Genomic DNA, 19,149 nt, shown 5'->3' with positions numbered 1-19,149 from the left:
CTTAAAGAGATGCCGAAAGAGAACCTGGTTGAATTCTTCAATCGGCATTGGGGCAGCCCGAAGATGGTCATTTCCAGTGGGATCTATGACTGTGCTGCGTTAGACGGCTTTGCCTACCTGAATGAAGAAACCGTAATCGCAGGTTTGATTACATATGTGGTCAAAGACGAAGAATGCGAGATTATTTCCCTTGATAGTTTGGAAGAAAAGAAGGGCATCGGCACCTCCCTGATGAAAGAAGTAGAAAAGGTGGCAGTCGGGAGCCGGTGCAAGCGCATCACGCTGATCACAACCAATGACAATCTGCCGGCACTGAAATTTTACCAAAAGAGGGGCTTCATGATTTCAACTATTCACCGGTTCGCAGTGGAGAAGGCGAGAAAGGTAAAGCCTGAGATCCCTATGATCGGAATTGACGGGATTCCCATTAGAGATGAAATTGAACTGGAGAAGGGGGTGACTCTGACGGATGATTATACTTAAAATAATGAAAAGAGTAGGAGGGAAGATGTGAACAATTTTAATAAAGCGTTATCTCTTGTAAACAAATTAGTCTATGAACCTAATCAATTAACCTTAAAATCGGTTCAAGAAGAAAAACAAAATGCGAATTACGGAGCTGGTACATTTGAACTGGCTTCTCGTTCAGTTCGATTTAGGGTCGCAAAAGTAACACCTAATAAGGTGGGGCAATTTGTTGCATTTTGGGAAAAAGATGAAAATGATAACAATCAACCATATACATATGAAAAGGCACCTGACTTGTTGGTCATCAATACCTTTTTGAGTAATGAAGAATGGGGGCAATTTGTTTTCCCGAAAGACATTCTTGCCAAACAAGATATTCTTAAGACGAGTGCTGCGAAAGGGAAAATGGCCATTAGAGTTTACCCTAGTTGGGATACCCCAACCAGCAAACAAGCGATAAAAACTCAAACATGGCAGTTACCCTATTTTGTCGATTTGAGTGATACCAATAAACTGCCCATGAAAAAAATATTGGAACTGTATTCGCAGTAAATTAGTATATTCACTTAATACCACATGTCTGAACTTATATTTATCCATTAAAGAGGGCTTACCCTAGAAACGATAAGCTTTTTTATTGTGATAATTTGACTTGAGTAGGATAATGAATTTGAAATAATTGGTATTGGTTTAATGAATGTGGAGGACAGATGATGGATAATCAATATTTTGTAGGTTGGGGCACACTGGCGCTGATAAATGCCGGACTTGCACAAGGGAAAAACAGGAAGGGGTTAAACTGGTTTCTGCTTTCACTCGTATTGGGTCCTTTGGCGACGCTAATTTTGCTATTTGTTGAAAAGAGGGAATGGTAGCGTGCGTATATTGAAGGTTTAACTCTCTTTTTGCTGAATTCTTATAATAAATTAGAAGATTAACCGAATTTTATAGAGGAGGAAGTATCGTGAATCAAAACAGTGCATTGATTATAGTGGATGTTCAGAAAGCATTTGATGACCCAAAATGGGGAGAACGAAATAATGTAAATGCAGAAGAGAATATTAGTAAAATACTAAAGGTTTGGAGAGCGAAGGGAGGGCAAGTCATTCATATTCAACACACGTCAGACCATCCGGATTCTGTATTTTATCCCGGCAATAAAGGTTTTACCATAAAGGAATTGGTTAGTCCTCTTGAAGAAGAAGTGGTAATTACCAAGAAAGTGAATAGTAGTTTTATTGGCACCAATTTAGAAGAAACGTTAAATAAAAATCATATTAAAACAGTGATAATAACAGGATTGACCACTCCTCATTGCGTCTCAACAACGACGAGAATGAGCGGGAATTTAGGCTTTAACACTTACCTAATATCCGATGCCACAGCGGCATTTGGAATGAAAGATCAAGATGGCCGTTATTTTGATCCGGAAACGATACATAACGTGTCTTTAGCTACATTGAATGATGAATTTGCCACCATCCTTTCAACGGAACAATTGTTAGATATGTTGAATTAAGACACCATGGGGACAGGTACCATGGGGCCTCATTTTAGTAAAGGAGCCGAGGGGGCTGTCCCTATGGTTTCCATAACAGAAACATAGGAGGCGTGGGATATGAACACCAATAGAATCGATCATGTGAGTATAAACGTAAATGACCTTTCAGAGGCTAAGGCGTTTTTGTTGATTTAGGACTCGAAGTGCAAGCGGAATGGGAATTGGATGGAGAGCAGTTGGACAGAATCGTTGGACTTAATCACGTTAAAACGGCATGTGTAGGATTGGGGATGCCAGATGGTCAGGCATGGATAGAGATGGTCAAATTTTATACACCTTCAGATGAAAAAGGTATTCAGCAACCTTTTGCCATTACGCTGGGTATCCGACATATTTGCTTTGCTGTTGAAGATATTGAAACGATTGTGGCCAATTTGAAAAAAAGGGCACGGAAATCTTTAGTGAGATACAGCAGTACGAAGAAAGTTATAAGTTATGCTACGTTCGAGGTCCAAAAGGGATTATTTTAGAGTTCGCGGAGAAAATCAGTTAAATAGTGTATCGGATTTTAAATGATTTAGATCTCCGGCTTGGGGTACTTTAATGAAAAAAGACGCTAAAAGAGGAAAGAGCCTGGGACAAAACTAAAATGCCACGATGTAAAGACGAACAATAGAAGTGTAGGTTCTTAATACCGCTAATGATTTCCGTGCAAGACTACGCTTTCCGCGGGTAGCACGTGAGCCTCCTCGGCAAGCCTGCGGGGTCTCACATAAGCTACTTTTCCCGCAGGAGTCTTCGTCTTGCACTCCAATCAATCGCTGGAAACAGCTAAAATTAAATGTATCGAAATAAATAATAAACCCGAACAAATCTGCTTCCTAGAAGGTAGATTTGTTCGGGTTTCACTTAGACTAAAACACTTTTGTCCCAGCCTCTTTCTATGTCCCTAATAACTTTCTAAAAACCGTTAAAGGGAATTTTTCTTATTATAGGGAATCATAAAGTACCTTCTATCAAGCAACCAATTAGTTGCTTATACTTGACGAGCAACCAATAGGTTGCATATAATCAATCTATGACTTGGGACAAAGACACTATATTCAAAGCACTTGGCGACTCGACTCGGCGGCTTATCCTGGATGAGCTTTCCGATCGCAACGAGCTGACATTGTATGAACTTACGGCACGCCTCGTTATGAAGCACAACCTTTCCATTTCGCGACAGGCGATCACCAAACATCTAAATCTATTGGAAGATGCAGGACTCGTCATGTCAGAACGGAAGGGTAAATATCGAGTACTTATGTTTAACAAAGAACCACTTGCAAACTTATTGAAAGGATGGGTAGACTAACTTATCACTAATCGGCAGAAGAGCAACTGCCATCGCAACGATTAAAGGAGGCCAAATGAGGATGAAAATTATTATAACCAGTATATTCGTTCAAGATCAAGACAAAGCATTAGCGTTTTATACAGACACGCTGGACTTTGTGAAAAAACATGACGTTCCTACAGGGGCACACCGTTGGATTACGCTTGTTTCAGCTGATGAACAAGACGGGACCGAGCTTTTACTTGAACCAAATGAGCACCCGGCTGCGAAAGAGTATCAAGAGAAACTATTCGAAGACGGCATCCCTGTAACGATGTTTGGGGTTTCGGATATTCGCAAAGAGTACGAGCGATTAGTGGAAAAAGGTGTAACGTTTACGATGGAGCCTACCGTCATGGGAGATATCACGATAGCTGTCTTTGACGATACATGTGGAAACCTTATTCAGATGATACAGCAGTAATTGGTTATGACGATGTATAAAATAAATTGGAGCATTGAAAATTAGGTGGGGATAAAAATGGACAGTCAAGTAAAGTTGGAATTTGAACATTCTAAGTCAGGCGATAAAGAAGAGCGTTATGAAGCCTACCAATATATATTAAAAGTAACGGACCAAAAAGTTGATTGGGCATATGAAGTATGGGATCAACTACTAGAGGACTTAACTCATAAAGATAACCATCAACGCTCTCGTGCAGCACAATATTTAGCTAACCTAGCCATAAGTGATCCAGAGATGAGGATGATGAAAGATTTCCCAAGGTTGTGGGAGGTAACAAAAGATGAAAAGTTTGTGACGGCCAGGCATTCTCTCCAATCAATCTGGAAGGTCGGAATTGCTGGTACACCTCAAAAAGAAATGGTTATGGATTTTATGGTTGAACGTTTTAAAAAAGGAACAGATGAAAAAAACGTTACTTTAATCCGGAATGACATTCTTCAAAACATGAGGAATTTATATGACCACTTTAATGATGAGTCTATCAAACAAACCGCTTTAGATTTGATTGATACGGTTGATGACAAAAAATACAAAAAAAAGTATATGGATATTTGGAAGTAATTCAACTTTCTTAAAGAACGAAGTCTTAACCCCCGTGGCCATTCCTCTACGTGTTGTAAGCAGCACGTAGAGGAATGGTCCTTTTTCTTTAAATAGGGATAGGTCAGTTGGAAAAATATCGGTTTATTCTATGAGATGTTGGGGATTCTTCTTAATAATAAGGAACATAAAATAAATTTATTGATAAAAGGATTGCTTAGAGGAGTCATCCCATTTAGCTTCTTGATATTCTTTTAGCTGTTATGGAATCAATTTCAAGGGTCATCAGCCATTGCAAACACATTCTTTTTTTATGGTCAGTTCTCTTTTTTCATAGGGTTGGCAAGCGTCATATATGAAATTGAACAATGGCGATTCTTCAAACAAATGATGGCTCAATACTTGGTCATGCTGTTGACTGTTTTTCCAACTTTACTTCTGAACGGTTTTTACCCGCTTGTTTCTTTCAGAGATGTTGTGAACGTATTTTTCCTTTTTAATAAGGTTGGAGTTATCTTGTTTTTGATTACATATTTAATTTTTACATGGCGTAAAAGGGCTTATATGAAAGCCCGTCATCAATAACCTGACTACCGCTAACATGGATCTTTGCTTCCAAAAGCAAGAAAGAAGCATAAGAACCGTCCCCGTGTTTCCGTGCTCTCTTGATTTTTGTCGAATGTTCGCAATGAATGGAAAGGATTTCCGATAAGGATGTCGAAGAATTTAAAGAAGATTCTTTTTCTTAAAGGAGACCTGCTATGGTAGAGACTGTCCATCATTTAATTTTGCATGTGGTATTCATCCTATTTACGATTCTTGCTTTTCAGATGGTTACGAATGGATCGGACAGCAATACAGAAGGGTTTCCCTTTAAGTTCTTTCTCATGAATCTTGCTATTTTACTGTTTACAATGATCTTCCCCGTTGTATACTCCAGTGGTTATGTGTACGATTTCAAGGTCGTTCCTATTATCCTTGCCTTTCTCTATGGCGGGAAGAGAGCCGGGTTCAGTACGTTCACCGCCATGCTGTTGATCGGTTCATTGACCAACCATGTAATGGTCTTTTTGATCGTGAATTATGCGATTTATAGTGTACTCCTGATTCCTTTATCGAAATGGTATAGAAAGGGTACCTGGAAGAACAAAATGATCCTGATTTCGGTTTTTTATTTGTTCATCCCGGTTACAAAATCCCTTTATTTACTCCAGAACAATGAAGTACGGCAGCTTCCCCTTGTCGCAAGTTCCACATTGATCATTTGGATCACGCTGATCCTGACCATTTATCTGATTGAAAACCGACTGGAACAAACCAGGATTAAAACTGAACTCATGAAGGCTGAAAAGTTTAATGTAGTCAGCCAGTTAGCGGCTTCTGTTGCTCATGAAATCCGAAACCCCATGACGACCGTAAGAGGATTCATGCAGCTTCTGCAGAGAGAAACGTTAACGACTGAACAGAAGAGCTTTATCGACATATCCATACAAGAATTAGATCACGCCCAAGACGTCATTACTCAATACCTCTCCCTTGCCAAGCCGCAGACGGAGGAATACGAGGTGTTCAGTCTGACTGACACCATGAATGAATCCGTTGACGTGATGTCTACGTATGCTGTGATGAATAGCATTAAAATACATAAACATATTGAAACAGAACTGATGATCAAAGGGATAAAAATTGAGATGAAGCAAGTACTCCTCAATCTTCTGAAAAATGCCATCGAGGCGGTAAAAGAAAATGGAAAAATCACGGCGGCAGCCACTGTACATAAAGACGGCAGGATCTTGATTGTCATTCAAGATAATGGAGCGGGCATGACTCCGGAACAACTCAAGGTATTGGGCAGACCTTATTACTCGACCAAGGAAAAAGGGACGGGACTTGGTTTGACCTTCTGCTATCAAATTGTCAAAAGGTTGAAGGGTGAAATACAGGTGGAAAGCGAGCAGGGAGTGGGGACAACGTTTAGGATTTATTTGCAGGGGTGAGCCATGGGGACAGGTCCCATAGCACCACATAATAAAATATTGGTGCCTGTACCCAGCACGGTAAACCTTTAGCGTACCGGGGGGCAGGCACCGTTTTTATGTGCGTTTCATCCTATCTTAAGAAAAAATTAAGAATTCTCCCATGATTTTTTTAAGAAATTTCATTTACACTATCACACTTGAAGGTTTTTTTTATGTGTAAGTAAACAATACTTATCATCGATGATGAAATCCCTTTGGATATCTTCTCTCCAAAGGGTATGCTTATGAAAAAATAATGGAAAATAAGTGAAAGCCCTAAATGAGCCGCCGCGAAAGTTACAATCATGATGACGAAATGTCAGGTGCAGCTTTGTAAGGATTGTTGGAGATTTAGCGGATGTCACTAGAGTAGGAGTGAAAGAATGAAACCTTTATCAATTTTAGTAGCTGATGATGAGGAGGAAATTGCGGATCTGATTGCCATCCATTTAGAAAAAGAAGGATACCACGTGACGAAAGCATCGGATGGTGAGGAGGCGGTTCGTGTGGTCGAGACTCAGGTTGTTGATTTGCTGATTTTGGATATCATGATGCCGAAAATGGATGGATATGAAGTCACCCGACGCATTCGGGATCAGCATAATATGCCAATCATCTTTTTGAGTGCCAAGACATCTGATTTCGATAAAGTTCAGGGCCTGGTCATTGGGGCAGATGATTATATGACGAAACCCTTCACCCCGATCGAATTGGTTGCTCGTGTAAATGCTCAACTCCGACGTTTTTTGAAGCTCAATCAACCTAAGACGGCTACAGAAAGGAAAGCCTTCGTGGAAAGTGGTGGATTGGTCATTTCCCCCGATCTGCGTAAAGTGACTCTATATGGTGAAAGCATCGAACTAACGCCTAAAGAGTTTGATATTTTGTACTTACTGGCGAGTCACCCGGGGAAAGTTTTCGGTGTGGAACATATTTTTCAGCAGGTGTGGGGGGATGCATACTTTGAAGGTGGGAATACGGTAATGGTCCATATCCGCACATTACGAAAAAAGCTTGAAGAGGATAAACGGAAAGATAAATTCATTAAAACAGTATGGGGCGTAGGGTATACATTCAATGGGTAAAATACTACGAGGCTTCCGTTTGAAAATGATCTTATTGCTGGGTCTAAGCATGTTGTTGTCTGCTGCTATTACATACCTATTCTTTAAAGTACTCCAAATGTATTATTATTCAAATGTGAATTATGGAGATTCATTAGGTTATTTTCGCATTATCATACGAAATATTGGAGACTTCAACGTCTTTTTACTAGTATTCATCCTGCTTTCGATTTTCTTCTTCTTTTTACTTACAAAACCCTACTCTGCCTATTTCAATGAGATTTCAAAGGGAATTCATTATCTCGCCCAGGGTGACTTCAAGCATCGGGTTCAAATCGTGTCGAATGATGAGTTTAGTGACCTTGCCGAGAGCATAAATCTCGCCAGTGAAAAATTGGAACAAGCTATCGAAAGAGGGGACTTCTCGGAAAGTAGTAAAGAGCAGTTAGTCGTCAATTTAGCTCATGATCTCCGTACACCCCTCACCTCCGTTTTAGGTTATTTGGATTTGATCCTTAAGGATGAGAATTTGACGAAAGAACAAGTCAGACATTTTTTAACGATTGCCTTTACGAAATCCCAGCGTTTAGAAAGACTGATTGATGAATTATTCGAAATAACGCGAATGAACTATGGCATATTGCCCATTCAAAAAAATCATATAAATGTAAGTGATCTCCTTAATCAATTAAAGGAGGAATTGTATCCTGTCTTCGAGAAGAATGATTTGATCGCTAGAGTGAATGTGACTCCGCAACTACCTGTTTTGGGTGATGGAGAGCTGTTGGCACGCGTGTTTGAAAATCTTTTGACCAATTCGAATCGCTATGGTAACGATGGCCAGTTTGTGGATATTAATGGCTTTATTGATTCAGGGAAAGTGGTTATTCAGATTGTGAATTATGGAGATCCCATTCCTCAGAATGATCTGCCCCATCTCTTTGATATGTTCTATACCGGTGACAAAGCACGTACTCATCAAGGAGGCGGGACCGGGATTGGCCTCTTCATTGCCAAGAATATCGTGGAGCAGCATGATGGGACCATTACGGCCGAAAGCAGTATCATACGTACCATTTTTGAAGTGCGCTTGCCGCAGGATGGTGAAAGTCCGAATGAATGATTTAAGAAAAATTTAAAATTTACCCCACTCTTTATTTAAATAGTTTTCCCTACACTTATAAGCAACTAAGAGTAAGGAGGAAACAGATAAATGAAGAAGTGGGGCTTTTTATTATTATCCTGCCTAGGGTTAACGTTCGCCTATTTGGAACCTTGGTCTGAACCAGAAGTGAAAATTCAAAACCATGTTCAATCTGAAAATGGTATCGCAGAGGGTGGCATCCAAGAAATCGAAATGACAGAGGATCAAATCTATCAAGGAGATCTGCTTTTGGTCAACAGTGAATATCCTGTTCACCAGGAGAGCATTCGATCGGATATTGTCAATTTATCTGCAAACAATGAACTGGCACAAGGGTACGTGTTGTTAGGCAGTGACACTTATTTATCAGAGGAAATTGCACATGCGTTTTCAGAGATGGTTGCTGCTGCAAAAAAAGATGGGCTTCAACATTTCGCCATTACGAGCGGCTTTCGGGACTTTGATGAGCAAAGTGTGCTTTATCAAGATATGGGTTCTGACTATGCCTTGCCAGCAGGCTACAGTGAACACAACCTGGGCTTATCCCTTGATGTAGGATCTACTCAAATGAAGATGGCTAATGCACCAGAAGGAAAGTGGATAGAAAAGAACGCTTGGAAATACGGGTTCATCTTACGTTATCCAGAGAATAAAACGGACATAACAGGAATTGAATATGAACCGTGGCACATCCGCTATGTTGGTTTCCCCCATAGCGCAATTATGAAATCCAAGAATTTCGTATTAGAAGAATATCTGGAATACCTAAAAGAAGAAAAAACATTTTCTGCTAGTGTAAATGGGGAAAAATATGAGATTTCTTATTATCCTGTTACTAAAAGTATGACCATCCATGTGCCTGCCGATCTACGTTATGAGATTTCAGGTAACAATATCGATGGTGTGATTGTGACAGTGTTTCCTGATGCGGAATGAGACGAACGAACTGAATGAAAGGCATGATGGTACATGGCTAAAAAAACAGCACTCGTTTTGACAATTCTTCTTTTCCTTTCATTTTTATAGTGCCCATCTTTGGGTTAATGCGTGCTTTGGGAACTGTTGGCCTAGGTACATGAAGGATATGTTCTAAAAAGATAGAAATAGTAGTAACTTAATGAATATGCAGGGTACATTCACAAAGAATAGAGGGATAACCTATGAAAATTATTCGTGCTAGTGAATCAGAAAGTAATAGAAGAAATGAGATGAGTACAATCTTTGTAGACGGCTTCTATCAATGGCTGAATTATTTTTCAAAGGATAAGGCTAAACTTTACAAGACATTTGCCCATATGTTTAATGAAGAGGTCTTTTATACGGCAGTAGTTGACGATCGTATTGCGGCTATAGCGGCTTGCACTACAAGCAATATACCTTCTGTAAGACTGAAATATAGTGAATTTAGAAAGCACCTCGGCTTATTCATGGGGAGTATTGCTTATGTCATTCTCAAAAAAGAATTTGAGAAAGAGCAATATCCTTTTCAAATTTCTGAAAAGATGGGTGCAATAGAGTTTGTGGCAACGTCGGTAAAGTATAGAGGAAAAGGTGTGGCAATTGAACTGCTAAAATCGATCATACATTCAACTTCATACGACGAATATGTCTTAGAGGTAGCAGATACCAACATAAGTGCCATCCACCTTTATGAAAAACTGGGTTTTGCAGAGTTCATGCGTATACCTCAAAAGCACAGTGAAAAAAGTGGTGTTAATGATCTTGTCTATATGAAGCTTGTGAAAGTGAAAGAAGTGGGGGACTAAAGAGCTTATGGAATGACTGATTTTTGGAAAAACAGGTTAGTATAGTGAGCTCCAATAATCTAGAAGAAAAGATATAGCATAACGGGTCCGGCTTAACATCATACTAGTAACAAAACCTTTAAACGGAGGATCATGTTGTGGAGAAAAAAATGTTAAGCGTACTCATTTCCTTATGCCTGATTTGCTTCCCATTCTTATTCAGGGGGGCTAGTATGAAGCAAAACTTAATTGTTTTCTTTTCAAAGGGAGTTCTGTCCACTCTAGTTGATACATATGTTGTGTCGGAGAAACGTGTTGCCTATCCAATTCGTCCTTTTCCAGGAGTGTTTAAGACCAACATTGTTTTTGATATGTTGTTTTTTCCATTGTTGAGTGTGATCTGGGTTAGACAAACGTATAATGACGGGTTATGGAAGATCCTTTGGAAAAGTTTGACTTGGAGTGTTCCTATGAGTATAACTCAATGGTTTCTTGTGAAATACACAAAGTTAATCCAATGGAAAAAGTGGTCGCCATTTCATACCTTTGGTTCTGTAAGTTTCACATTATTTATCATCAGAGGGCTTGTATCCGTAGTTAAAAGATTGGATCAACCTAAGAGTACTTAATATTAAAACGTCAACTAAAGGTTTGGTCATATGAAAAAGACTCAAAAACTAGAAGTGGTGTTATGGAGCATAGCATTTCCGGGCTTTGGGCAGCTGTTGAATGGTCATGTCATAAAAGGATTCTTATTTATTTTATTAGAATTCATCATTAATAGCATGAGTACATTTAATCTGTCTATCATGTATAGCTTTCTTGGCAGAATTTCGGAAGCTGAAGAAGTGATTCACTACCAATGGATCATGTTTTATCCATGTGTTTACATGTATGCGATGTATGATGCCTACAAATTTTCAGATGGAGAAAATCCTCCGTTATCGTTTATTCCATTTGCCTTTGCTGCCTACTTTGTCACGGTTGGAATTATGTATTCCCCAAAACCCTTCTTCTCTGTTCACTTTGGTCCGATTTGGCTGCCGATGCTTGCGCTGATTCCGGGACTGGCGGCAGGGTTTATCATTCGGGCCATTTTGTTGAGGTTTACCTCATTATAAATATCCGGTGCCCAATTATGGGGTCACCGGATATCATCCTAGCAGAATAGAGATTCAAATGTACTTTTCTCAGGGGTGGGAAATCAATGCATCATCATTTCATCAGCGATTTCCTCGCCGCTTAAGTCAGAAGGATAATAGGTTGGCCAGTTAATAACTTCCTCCAGCAACGCTTCCCGGTCTTCTCCCCAATACAAGTGATAGTGATGTGAATCGGTTGGGGCAATGCTGTGATCACTAAATTGGATGTAGTTTGGCATCTTTCCTTCCTCCTCATCAGCAAGCTTGAAGATATAGCGCACTCCACGGTTTCCCTTCTCATAGGTTAGAATTTCGTACCCGTCATAGGTATAGTGTCCAGACGATTTTTTTCCATCTTCATAGAAGGTGAACGTATCCCCATCAATCATGATGCGCTCGACGCCTGTTTTGTATCCGATTGTATAGTACTTTTTATACTCTTCGGCAGTCTTATCTCCGTCTTCGGCTTTGTGAGCAAATACTTCATCGAGGGTACCATCCAGTAAATAAGGGTAAACGGACTGCCAGTCACCTTCCCAGTCAGATAGCTCACGATCTTTCACTTGTTCATCTTCAAAGTAACCATCATAAATCTTCTGCGCTTCTTCATCTAATTTATGGCTATGGTCATGGTCGTGCTCTTCCGGTTCAATAGCAGGTGCATGTTCCAATGCTGTCTGCAACTGTGTCAGGTTATGTCTCATCAGTGTAAAATAGTCTTCATCCTTTTCAATATCTTCATCTGTCAGTACAGACAGGTTATGAAGTCTGAGTGTTTCTGCACCTATTTCATCCCTTACGACTCCAGCTATTTTCGTCGTGATGTTCTGTTCAAAAAAGACATGCTTTAATCCATATTCTTTAGCTGTCTCTACAATGGTCTGGAGTTCTTTCTGAGACGGTTCCTGTGTCGGGCTCAATCCGGAAACAGCAATCTGATGTACACCATACGCTTCTTCCCAATAGCCATAGGCGGCATGAGAGACGAGAAAGTGATTGCCTGGTGTTGCTTCCAGTTCAGTGGCAAACTCCTGATCAAGAGCTTCAAGGTCAGCCTTGAGTGTTTCAAAGTTTTCATTAAATAGTTTCTCTTCTTCAGGCTTCAATTCTACTAATACATTCTTAATGTTCTCTGCTAATTCAATGGAGCGGATTGGATCCAGCCATATGTGAGGATCATGATCTCCGTGGTCATGATCCTCTTCATGATCGTGGTCATGGGCTCCTTCATTGAGCTCAATCCCTTCAGCTGCTTCAACGACCTTCACATCTTCAGCCTCTACAGCCTCAGTGATTTTTTCGGCGTACGCCTCCATCCCCGCGCCATTCATAATGAATGCATCTGCTTCAGCAATGGCCATTACGTCTTTAGAAGTGGGCTCATAGGTATGTGAGTCCGATCCGGGAGGTAAAAGTGATTCAACTTCAGCTTCTTCACCAGCAATCCGTTCTGCAAAAAACTGAAGGGGATATACCGTAGTGAAAATTTTCACCGGTTCAGTTGAAGACGCTGCCTGTTCCGCACTGTTATTCTCATTTCCTTCTCCGCAACCAGCAAGAGAAAGAACAAATAATAAACTAAATAAAGCCACCCATTTTTTCCTCATATGTATCCTCCTTATTATTTCTAAACATAATATATCGTAATCGTTACGATTTGTAAATAGTAATTGTTACGATTTATTAGTGGTAGTAGATAGTAATGATCGCTTTTTTCCGTAAGCTCAGATAATCGATTATGGGGCCATAACTTTCCACTGAATGGTCTCGAAGTTCCTAAAGATGGACAAAATGGTTGTTGAAAATTCTCCTAACTTTCAACATTTTTTTGCAGGGAGTCGTCATATTCGCCGAATGTTTTTCATTGAAAATTCAAATACTTAGGTAATGGTAGATCAATCTTTAAAGGGTGGATTAATTGAATGAACAATTGCAACGACAAGAAGATCAGTAATTGGTGCGTGGTAAGTATGGCCTCGATTCCTTTGGTGATGACCTTGGGGAATTCCATGCTGATCCCTGTACTGCCCATTTTTGAAAAAGAGGTGGGGATCACTTCTTTTCAAACGAGTATGATTATTACAAGTTACTCCATTGCTTCGATCTTTCTGATTCCGGTGGCTGGATATCTGTCGGATCGCTTCGGAAGGAAGGTGGTCATCCTCCCCAGTTTACTCATTGCGTTATTGGGGGGGTTGGTTGCTGGGTTCGCTTCATGGAAAATGGATGATCCCTTTACTTGGATCATCATCGGCCGTGTTCTGCAGGGGATTGGGGCAGCTGGTGCGGCTCCGATTATTTTACCGCTGGTGGGTGATCTGTATAAAGATGATGATAAGAAAACGAGTTCCTGTCTTGGATTGATTGAAACATCCAACACATTCGGCAAAGTGTTAAGTCCCATAATGGGGGCGATGTTTGCCGCTTATTTATGGTATCTTCCTTTTTTCTCTATTTCTGTTTTTAGTCTTATTTCAATTGTACTCGTCATCTTCTTCATTAAAGTTCCTAAGAAGAAAGAGAAGCCTGTCGCACTGAAAACATTCATCAAGAATACAAAGAAGATTTTTAAACAGGAAGGGAAATGGATCTTTACTGTTTTTCTCGTAGGGATCTATATCATGCTGGTCTTGTTTGCCGTCTTGTTTTTCCTATCTGATTCCCTGGAGAAAACACATGGACTGTATGGGGTGAAAAAAGGGTTTGTATTGGCCATTCCTTTACTGACTCTATGCATCGCTTCTTTTATTACAGGTAGAAAGATCAAAGGTGAGCTAAAGGTCATGAAGGTAATCATGGCGGTGAGCTTGATTCTGATCAGTGTCAGTGTGTCATTGATAGGATTTGTCGACGAGCGATTGATTCTTCTTTTGTCTGTCTCAAGCTTCATGGGTCTCTCGATTGGTGCGTTGCTGCCTACAATGGATGCTCTGATTACCGAAAACATCGAGAAAGAGGAGCGGGGGACGATCTCTTCTTTCTACAGCTCATCCCGGTTCATCGGAGTGGCTGCCGGTCCCCCTCTGATGGCCTTGGTGATGAATTCTCTATTGAATGAGAGTTTTATCGGCGCAGGTATCTTAGGAATCGGGATGTTTCTGAGTGTGCTGTTTTTTATTCAATCTGAAAAATCCCCCACTTCTACTACAAATCAAGGAGGGTCAACATGAAACCATTAGACAGTGATTTTTCTGACACACATCTCCCTTTCTTTAGTGTGAAAAGTGGGACTGGGAGGGAAGTAGGTAAAGATCTTTATTATTGGACCAATCAGATTGTGAATGTCTGTTTCTACGGAATTCCGGGAAGCAGGGAGTGGGTGTTGATTGATTGTGGGATGCCTCACTCTAAGCAGAAGATCATGGAAGCGGCGGAAGAGCGGTTTGGCCATAGGGGTAAACCGCAAGCCATTGTGTTGACTCATGGCCATTTTGACCATGTCGGGTCCCTGGAGCCGCTCTTAGAGGAATGGGACGTTCCAGTTTATGCCCATGAACGGGAAATCCCTTATCTTAACGGAGAACGGAACTATCCGAAAGGGGATCCTACTGTGGATGGCGGTTTGGTCAGTGAGTTGTCCCCGTTTTATCCCTATCATGGAATCGATGTGTCCGATCGTCTTCACGTTCTTCCTGAAAGTGGTGAAGTCCCCTTTATGCAAGGATGGAAATGGGTTCATACACCTGGTCATACGCCAGGGCACATTTCCCTTTATAGGGAGTTGGATGGTGTATTAATCGTCGGGGACGCCTTTGTGACAGTGAAGCAGGAATCCCTGTACCGGATTGTCCTTCAAACGAAAGAAATCAGCGGTCCGCCGAGGTATTTCACGATGGATTGGAAAGCGGCCAAAGAATCGGTCGCAACATTATCCAATTTGAATCCGAAAGTAGCTGTCACCGGACATGGAGAGGCGATGGCGGGGAAAGAGCTGGAAGCTGCTTTAAGAAAATTGGTTGAACAATTTGATGAGATCGCTTTACCGGCAAATCGGAAACGGCATTAACTTTTGGTTCGAATAATTTTATGCCTGTAGGGAAAATTAATCAGGCACAAACCTTTTTCCCTCTTCACCTGAAGAGGGTTTTTAGCGATAGAAGGGACAGATGTTAAATGGATTTGGATTGGATTTGGAAAGCCGTGCTTATCGTACTGGCAGGAACCTTATTATTAAGGGTGGCCGGCAGAAAGTCAATTTCCCAGATGACATTGGCACAGACGGTCATTATGATCGGAATCGGATCATTACTCATTCAACCGGTAGCCGGCAAGAATATCTGGACCACGATAGGTGTCGGGTTGACTCTTGTCCTTACCCTCATGGTAATGGAATATCTGCAGGTGAAATCCGATCGTGTCGAACAGTTTATCACCGGGAAATCCAAACTTCTTATGGAAAATGGCGTCATCAACGAAAAGAACTTTAAAAAGTTACGAATGACAGTCGATCAACTTGAAATGAAATTAAGACAGCAGGGAGTCAGTAAGCTTTCGGATGTGAAATGGGCGACACTTGAGCCGAATGGACAAGTCGGAGTGGAATTGATGCCCCAGGCAAAGCCGGTGACGATGAAAGATTTTGAAAAACTTCAGGCACAAGTACAGAGACTGATTAATATGCTCGATGTCCCACCTTCCACGACGAGGCCAGTCAGTCAGGAAGTGGGAGGGGAAGATATATTTAAAGAGATCAAACAGAACTCTTCCGTCAACACTCCCCCAAAACATCTTCAGTAGTAAGGAAATGGATAGAATCTCGATTGGAGGACGTTTATGAAAGCCGTCACATATCAAGGAAAGAAGTCCGTAGCCGTCAAGAAGGTAGAGGACCCGCGGATACAAGATCCACAAGACGTCATAGTCAACATCACATCAACGGCCATCTGTGGATCTGATTTACATCTGTACCAGGGGAACTTTCCACTCCCGATCGGATATGTCATTGGGCATGAGCCCATGGGAATCGTAGAGGAAGTCGGGAAAGATGTCACGAAAGTCAAAAAGGGGGATCGCGTCATCATCCCTTTCACGGTGGCTTGCGGGACTTGTGAATATTGTCATAACCATTTAGAAAGTCAATGCGATCATTCCAATCCCCATTATGACTCTGGGGGATTGTTCGGTTACTCGGAGAAATTCGGGAATTACCCCGGGGGACAAGCAGAATACTTACGAGTTCCATTCGGGAACTACACCCCTTTTTTAGTACCGGAGAATTGTGAACTGGAGGATGAACAGATCCTTTTATTATCTGATGTACTTCCCACGGCCTACTGGAGTGTGGAGAATGCCGGTGTGAAAAAAGGGGACACGGTCATTGTCCTCGGATGTGGTCCGGTCGGATTGATGGCTCAGCAGTTTGCCTGGAAAAAGGGTGCAGAGAGGGTCATCGCGGTCGATTATTTCGAGTATCGCTTACGTCACTCAAAGAAGATGAACCATACGGAAACCTTTGATTTCACCCAATACGATGATATGGGGGAAACGTTAAAAGAGTTGACAAAAGGCGGGGCGGATGTCGTGATCGATTGTGTCGGCATGGACGGGAAGAAGTCCCCACTTGAATATATGGAACAGAAATTGAAGCTTCAGGGTGGAACAATCGGTCCAATTCAAATCGCCACCAAGGCTGTCAGGAAGTGCGGGACTGTTCAATTGACCGGGGTATATGGCGGGCTTTACAACATGTTCCCCCTTGGGGCATTCTTTGCCCGTAATATTACCCTGAAGATGGGACAGGCGCCTGCGAGAGCGTATATGGCCCCCCTTTATGAACAAATCGTCAAAGGGGAAATCGACTCCACTTCCATCATCACACATATACTTAAGCTTGAGGAAGCGGCAAAAGGGTATCAACTATTTAATGAGAAAGAAGACGACTGCATCAAAGTCATCTTGAAGCCTTAACGTTAAGAAGGAGGAGGGATTCGTGTCCCTTCTTCTTTTTGTTCACGGGACACCCTGCATTTACATAAAGTGGAAGGGTGTTGTAAAAGAGAGAGATAGACAGAGGAGATGAGACTGTGTTTTATCATATTAAAGAGCTTCAGTATGAGGCTAAACCAAGCCGGCCAAACCCGGCTTATGCGAACCAGCTGCAAGAAATTCTAGGTGGACAATATGGAGAAATTTCTGTTATGATGCAATATTTATTCCAGGGATTCAACGGTCGGGCGGACAAGAAGTTCCGTGACCTGTGCCTGGATATCGGGACAGAGGAAATGGCCCATGTAGAGTTATTGGCCACTCTCATTGCCCGCCTGCTGGACGGTGCCCCCGTGTCTGAACAGGAAGCGATGTATAAGAGTAATCCGGTGCTCGGGGCAGTGATGGGTGGAATGAATCCACAGCATGTGATTGTGAGCGGGTTGGGTGCAATGCCGGTGGACAGTGTGGGAAATCGGTGGACAGCTTCTTATATCGGCGCCAGCGGGAACCTCCTGGCCGATTTCCGTGCCAACTTAACGGCAGAATCAATGGGCCGGTTACAGGCAGTGAGACTGTATGAACTGAGTGATGATCCGGGTGTCCGTGATACGCTTTCCTTCCTGATTGCCCGTGACACTGCTCATCAGAATCAATGGGCGGCAGCCATCGCAGAACTTGAAGAGCGTGAAGGGGATATTGTCGTACCGACGACGTTCCCGAGGGAGCTTGAGAAGCAGGCTGTTTCCTATGATCTTTATAATCTATCCAGAGGAGAAGCGAGTGCCGAAGGACGATGGGCGAGCGGCCCGAGCATGGATGGGAAAGCGAATTTTCAATATATCAGTGAGCCTGGTCCATTCGGATCGAAACCCAAGCTGGCTCCAGCTCCTAAATATGTACATGATACCGTTCCGATGCCTCCAATGATGAAATAACTAAAAAGATTCTCAAGATACTGGAATGTCACAGCAACATGAGAATCTTTCCAATTCAGTGATTACTCACAATGTTCATTTTTGTTTTTGTGAAGGGGTGGAGGGATCAACCATCCCTTTTCTTTGTTTAACTTAAGTACTTTAGCACCCATTAGGGCTTTTTGTATATGAAATTGGCCGAACATCATCGCCACATCTTCACGTATGCTTTGTCCCATGATTGTGCTGCATGCAACTAGGCCTGAAGCGATATTAGCTGATAACCCCGCTGCAACGGCAGGATCCGGCATGCGGGCACCAGTCGGAATATCATCCAGGCAGGCATGCGGAGGTTCTGGAGGTGTTGGAGGCAACCCAATCCCATTTTCCTTCAGAAGTTTTTCTACTTGCTTGATTTCTTCTTGCCCACCCTCGATGCTGTCCTTCAGTAATTTCTTAAGATCATCATCTCCGGCATGGTTAAGCTGCATCTGATATCCTGCCACAGTGGCTTTAGCCGTCAACAGATAGTTCCAAGTTCCAAATACTTCACCATAATGCAATGGCTCTTCTTGTGGATTTCCACTTAAAATACCCATAATCATCCTCCTTATCATAATGTGCCACCTTTCAAAGTGAATGTTTAAGCACAAAAGTATTTTTCCACTAAGCACTTGGAAGTATGTATTTGTTTTTTACATTTATTGTATATGTAAACATTTGGTGTGGGTTTGGCTTATGACCACCAAGTCTGGGTATTCGATACGAATGCTCAATTAATTGAAAAATGGACCAATAATTCAAATTCAGGTTTAATAAATTCTAAATGGGATTAATTATT

The 19,149-nt window shown here is 41.7% G+C and carries 22 protein-coding genes and 1 pseudogene; 21 read left to right on the top strand and 2 right to left on the bottom strand.

Annotated elements, in window-relative coordinates:
- Nucleotides 1-9: 9 nt before the first annotated feature.
- From ACFQWC_RS13175 to ACFQWC_RS13100, 16 genes and pseudogenes are all read left to right on the top strand, one after another.
- Complete coding sequence (locus ACFQWC_RS13175; RefSeq protein WP_377107795.1) at nucleotides 10-483, top strand: GNAT family N-acetyltransferase; 474 nt, start codon at nucleotides 10-12, stop codon at nucleotides 481-483.
- 27 nt (nucleotides 484-510) lie between these two features.
- Nucleotides 511-1,020 (top strand): MepB family protein, encoded by a 510-nt coding sequence (locus tag ACFQWC_RS13170; protein WP_377107793.1) that lies wholly within the window; start codon nucleotides 511-513, stop codon nucleotides 1,018-1,020.
- A 161-nt stretch (nucleotides 1,021-1,181) separates the two neighbouring features.
- The gene (locus ACFQWC_RS13165; RefSeq protein WP_377107791.1) at nucleotides 1,182-1,343 is read left to right on the top strand and encodes a hypothetical protein; all 162 of its coding nucleotides are present in this window, start codon (nucleotides 1,182-1,184) and stop codon (nucleotides 1,341-1,343) included.
- A gap of 89 nt (nucleotides 1,344-1,432) precedes the next feature.
- Entirely contained in the window at nucleotides 1,433-1,987 is a 555-nt protein-coding gene (locus ACFQWC_RS13160) for a cysteine hydrolase family protein (protein WP_377107789.1), read from the top strand.
- 99 nt (nucleotides 1,988-2,086) lie between these two features.
- Nucleotides 2,087-2,522 (top strand): annotated as a pseudogene (locus tag ACFQWC_RS13155) (VOC family protein).
- Between the two features lie 525 nt (nucleotides 2,523-3,047).
- Nucleotides 3,048-3,326 (top strand): ArsR/SmtB family transcription factor, encoded by a 279-nt coding sequence (locus ACFQWC_RS13150; protein WP_299742684.1) that lies wholly within the window; start codon nucleotides 3,048-3,050, stop codon nucleotides 3,324-3,326.
- 61 nt (nucleotides 3,327-3,387) lie between these two features.
- A complete protein-coding gene (locus ACFQWC_RS13145) occupies nucleotides 3,388-3,771 on the top strand; it encodes a VOC family protein (RefSeq protein ID WP_377107787.1) in 384 nt (127 codons plus the stop codon).
- A 57-nt stretch (nucleotides 3,772-3,828) separates the two neighbouring features.
- Nucleotides 3,829-4,374 (top strand): hypothetical protein, encoded by a 546-nt coding sequence (locus ACFQWC_RS13140; RefSeq protein WP_377107785.1) that lies wholly within the window; start codon nucleotides 3,829-3,831, stop codon nucleotides 4,372-4,374.
- A gap of 237 nt (nucleotides 4,375-4,611) precedes the next feature.
- A complete protein-coding gene (locus tag ACFQWC_RS13135; RefSeq protein WP_377108013.1) occupies nucleotides 4,612-4,938 on the top strand; it encodes a DUF3021 family protein in 327 nt (108 codons plus the stop codon).
- Between the two features lie 176 nt (nucleotides 4,939-5,114).
- Nucleotides 5,115-6,350, top strand: coding sequence for an ATP-binding protein (locus ACFQWC_RS13130; protein ID WP_299742370.1), 1,236 nt, complete (start codon nucleotides 5,115-5,117; stop codon nucleotides 6,348-6,350).
- Nucleotides 6,351-6,754: 404 nt separating this feature from the next.
- A complete protein-coding gene (locus ACFQWC_RS13125; protein ID WP_377107782.1) occupies nucleotides 6,755-7,456 on the top strand; it encodes a response regulator transcription factor in 702 nt (233 codons plus the stop codon).
- Entirely contained in the window at nucleotides 7,449-8,558 is a 1,110-nt protein-coding gene (locus ACFQWC_RS13120) for a HAMP domain-containing sensor histidine kinase (protein WP_377107780.1), read from the top strand. The genes ACFQWC_RS13125 and ACFQWC_RS13120 overlap by 8 nt, the downstream gene beginning before the upstream one ends.
- Nucleotides 8,559-8,648: 90 nt before the next feature.
- On the top strand, nucleotides 8,649-9,515 hold the full coding sequence (gene vanY / locus ACFQWC_RS13115) for a VanY-A/VanY-F/VanY-M family D-Ala-D-Ala carboxypeptidase (RefSeq protein ID WP_377107778.1): 867 nt from the start codon (nucleotides 8,649-8,651) through the stop codon (nucleotides 9,513-9,515).
- 224 nt (nucleotides 9,516-9,739) lie between these two features.
- Nucleotides 9,740-10,345, top strand: a complete 606-nt coding sequence (locus tag ACFQWC_RS13110) for a GNAT family N-acetyltransferase (RefSeq protein ID WP_299742380.1) — start codon at nucleotides 9,740-9,742, stop codon at nucleotides 10,343-10,345.
- A gap of 212 nt (nucleotides 10,346-10,557) precedes the next feature.
- Nucleotides 10,558-10,953 carry a CBO0543 family protein gene (locus ACFQWC_RS13105; protein ID WP_299742383.1) on the top strand — a complete coding sequence of 132 codons (396 nt, stop codon included), beginning with the start codon at nucleotides 10,558-10,560 and terminating at the stop codon, nucleotides 10,951-10,953.
- A 30-nt stretch (nucleotides 10,954-10,983) separates the two neighbouring features.
- The gene (locus ACFQWC_RS13100) at nucleotides 10,984-11,445 is read left to right on the top strand and encodes a hypothetical protein (protein ID WP_377107775.1); all 462 of its coding nucleotides are present in this window, start codon (nucleotides 10,984-10,986) and stop codon (nucleotides 11,443-11,445) included.
- Between the two features lie 83 nt (nucleotides 11,446-11,528).
- On the opposite strand, the gene ACFQWC_RS13095 is transcribed toward ACFQWC_RS13100, so the two are convergent.
- Complete coding sequence (locus ACFQWC_RS13095; RefSeq protein ID WP_377107773.1) at nucleotides 11,529-13,073, bottom strand: metal ABC transporter solute-binding protein, Zn/Mn family; 1,545 nt, start codon at nucleotides 13,071-13,073, stop codon at nucleotides 11,529-11,531.
- A 315-nt stretch (nucleotides 13,074-13,388) separates the two neighbouring features.
- Between ACFQWC_RS13095 and ACFQWC_RS13090 the strand changes: the two genes are divergently transcribed.
- The 5 genes from ACFQWC_RS13090 to ACFQWC_RS13070 all read left to right on the top strand — a co-directional run bounded on the left by ACFQWC_RS13090 (nucleotide 13,389) and on the right by ACFQWC_RS13070 (nucleotide 18,329).
- A complete protein-coding gene (locus ACFQWC_RS13090) occupies nucleotides 13,389-14,636 on the top strand; it encodes an MFS transporter (RefSeq protein ID WP_377107771.1) in 1,248 nt (415 codons plus the stop codon).
- Nucleotides 14,633-15,472 carry an MBL fold metallo-hydrolase gene (locus tag ACFQWC_RS13085; protein WP_377107769.1) on the top strand — a complete coding sequence of 280 codons (840 nt, stop codon included), beginning with the start codon at nucleotides 14,633-14,635 and terminating at the stop codon, nucleotides 15,470-15,472. Before ACFQWC_RS13090 ends, ACFQWC_RS13085 begins: the two co-directional genes overlap by 4 nt.
- 107 nt (nucleotides 15,473-15,579) lie before the next feature.
- Nucleotides 15,580-16,203, top strand: coding sequence for a DUF421 domain-containing protein (locus ACFQWC_RS13080; RefSeq protein ID WP_341357542.1), 624 nt, complete (start codon nucleotides 15,580-15,582; stop codon nucleotides 16,201-16,203).
- A 36-nt stretch (nucleotides 16,204-16,239) separates the two neighbouring features.
- Nucleotides 16,240-17,373, top strand: coding sequence for a zinc-dependent alcohol dehydrogenase (locus tag ACFQWC_RS13075; protein ID WP_299742400.1), 1,134 nt, complete (start codon nucleotides 16,240-16,242; stop codon nucleotides 17,371-17,373).
- A 116-nt stretch (nucleotides 17,374-17,489) separates the two neighbouring features.
- The gene (locus ACFQWC_RS13070) at nucleotides 17,490-18,329 is read left to right on the top strand and encodes a manganese catalase (protein ID WP_299742402.1); all 840 of its coding nucleotides are present in this window, start codon (nucleotides 17,490-17,492) and stop codon (nucleotides 18,327-18,329) included.
- Nucleotides 18,330-18,391: 62 nt separating this feature from the next.
- On the opposite strand, the gene ACFQWC_RS13065 is transcribed toward ACFQWC_RS13070, so the two are convergent.
- Complete coding sequence (locus ACFQWC_RS13065) at nucleotides 18,392-18,907, bottom strand: DUF3231 family protein (protein ID WP_299742405.1); 516 nt, start codon at nucleotides 18,905-18,907, stop codon at nucleotides 18,392-18,394.
- Between the last annotated feature and the right edge of the window lie 242 nt (nucleotides 18,908-19,149).

This window comes from Rossellomorea sp. GCM10028870 (genome assembly GCF_042666755.1).
GTDB lineage: Bacteria > Bacillota > Bacilli > Bacillales > Bacillaceae_B > Rossellomorea.
The sequence above is the reverse complement of the archived record's forward strand: the minus strand, read 5'-3'. Positions and strand labels throughout refer to the sequence as shown.

Bases quoted from the DNA above. Each gene is read 5' to 3' on its own strand.
- ACFQWC_RS13175 (WP_377107795.1), top strand. From the start codon at position 10: ATGCCGAAAGAGAACCTGGTTGAATTCTTCAATCGGCATTGGGGCAGC.
- ACFQWC_RS13165 (WP_377107791.1), top strand. From the start codon at position 1,182: ATGGATAATCAATATTTTGTAGGTTGGGGCACACTGGCGCTGATAAAT.
- ACFQWC_RS13150 (WP_299742684.1), top strand. From the start codon at position 3,048: ATGACTTGGGACAAAGACACTATATTCAAAGCACTTGGCGACTCGACT.
- ACFQWC_RS13145 (WP_377107787.1), top strand. From the start codon at position 3,388: ATGAAAATTATTATAACCAGTATATTCGTTCAAGATCAAGACAAAGCA.
- ACFQWC_RS13140 (WP_377107785.1), top strand. From the start codon at position 3,829: ATGGACAGTCAAGTAAAGTTGGAATTTGAACATTCTAAGTCAGGCGAT.
- ACFQWC_RS13130 (WP_299742370.1), top strand. From the start codon at position 5,115: ATGGTAGAGACTGTCCATCATTTAATTTTGCATGTGGTATTCATCCTA.
- ACFQWC_RS13125 (WP_377107782.1), top strand. From the start codon at position 6,755: ATGAAACCTTTATCAATTTTAGTAGCTGATGATGAGGAGGAAATTGCG.
- ACFQWC_RS13120 (WP_377107780.1), top strand. From the start codon at position 7,449: ATGGGTAAAATACTACGAGGCTTCCGTTTGAAAATGATCTTATTGCTG.
- vanY (WP_377107778.1), top strand. From the start codon at position 8,649: ATGAAGAAGTGGGGCTTTTTATTATTATCCTGCCTAGGGTTAACGTTC.
- ACFQWC_RS13110 (WP_299742380.1), top strand. From the start codon at position 9,740: ATGAAAATTATTCGTGCTAGTGAATCAGAAAGTAATAGAAGAAATGAG.
- ACFQWC_RS13105 (WP_299742383.1), top strand. From the start codon at position 10,558: ATGAAGCAAAACTTAATTGTTTTCTTTTCAAAGGGAGTTCTGTCCACT.
- ACFQWC_RS13100 (WP_377107775.1), top strand. From the start codon at position 10,984: ATGAAAAAGACTCAAAAACTAGAAGTGGTGTTATGGAGCATAGCATTT.
- ACFQWC_RS13095 (WP_377107773.1), bottom strand. From the start codon at position 13,073: ATGAGGAAAAAATGGGTGGCTTTATTTAGTTTATTATTTGTTCTTTCT.
- ACFQWC_RS13090 (WP_377107771.1), top strand. From the start codon at position 13,389: ATGAACAATTGCAACGACAAGAAGATCAGTAATTGGTGCGTGGTAAGT.
- ACFQWC_RS13085 (WP_377107769.1), top strand. From the start codon at position 14,633: ATGAAACCATTAGACAGTGATTTTTCTGACACACATCTCCCTTTCTTT.
- ACFQWC_RS13080 (WP_341357542.1), top strand. From the start codon at position 15,580: ATGGATTTGGATTGGATTTGGAAAGCCGTGCTTATCGTACTGGCAGGA.
- ACFQWC_RS13075 (WP_299742400.1), top strand. From the start codon at position 16,240: ATGAAAGCCGTCACATATCAAGGAAAGAAGTCCGTAGCCGTCAAGAAG.
- ACFQWC_RS13065 (WP_299742405.1), bottom strand. From the start codon at position 18,907: ATGGGTATTTTAAGTGGAAATCCACAAGAAGAGCCATTGCATTATGGT.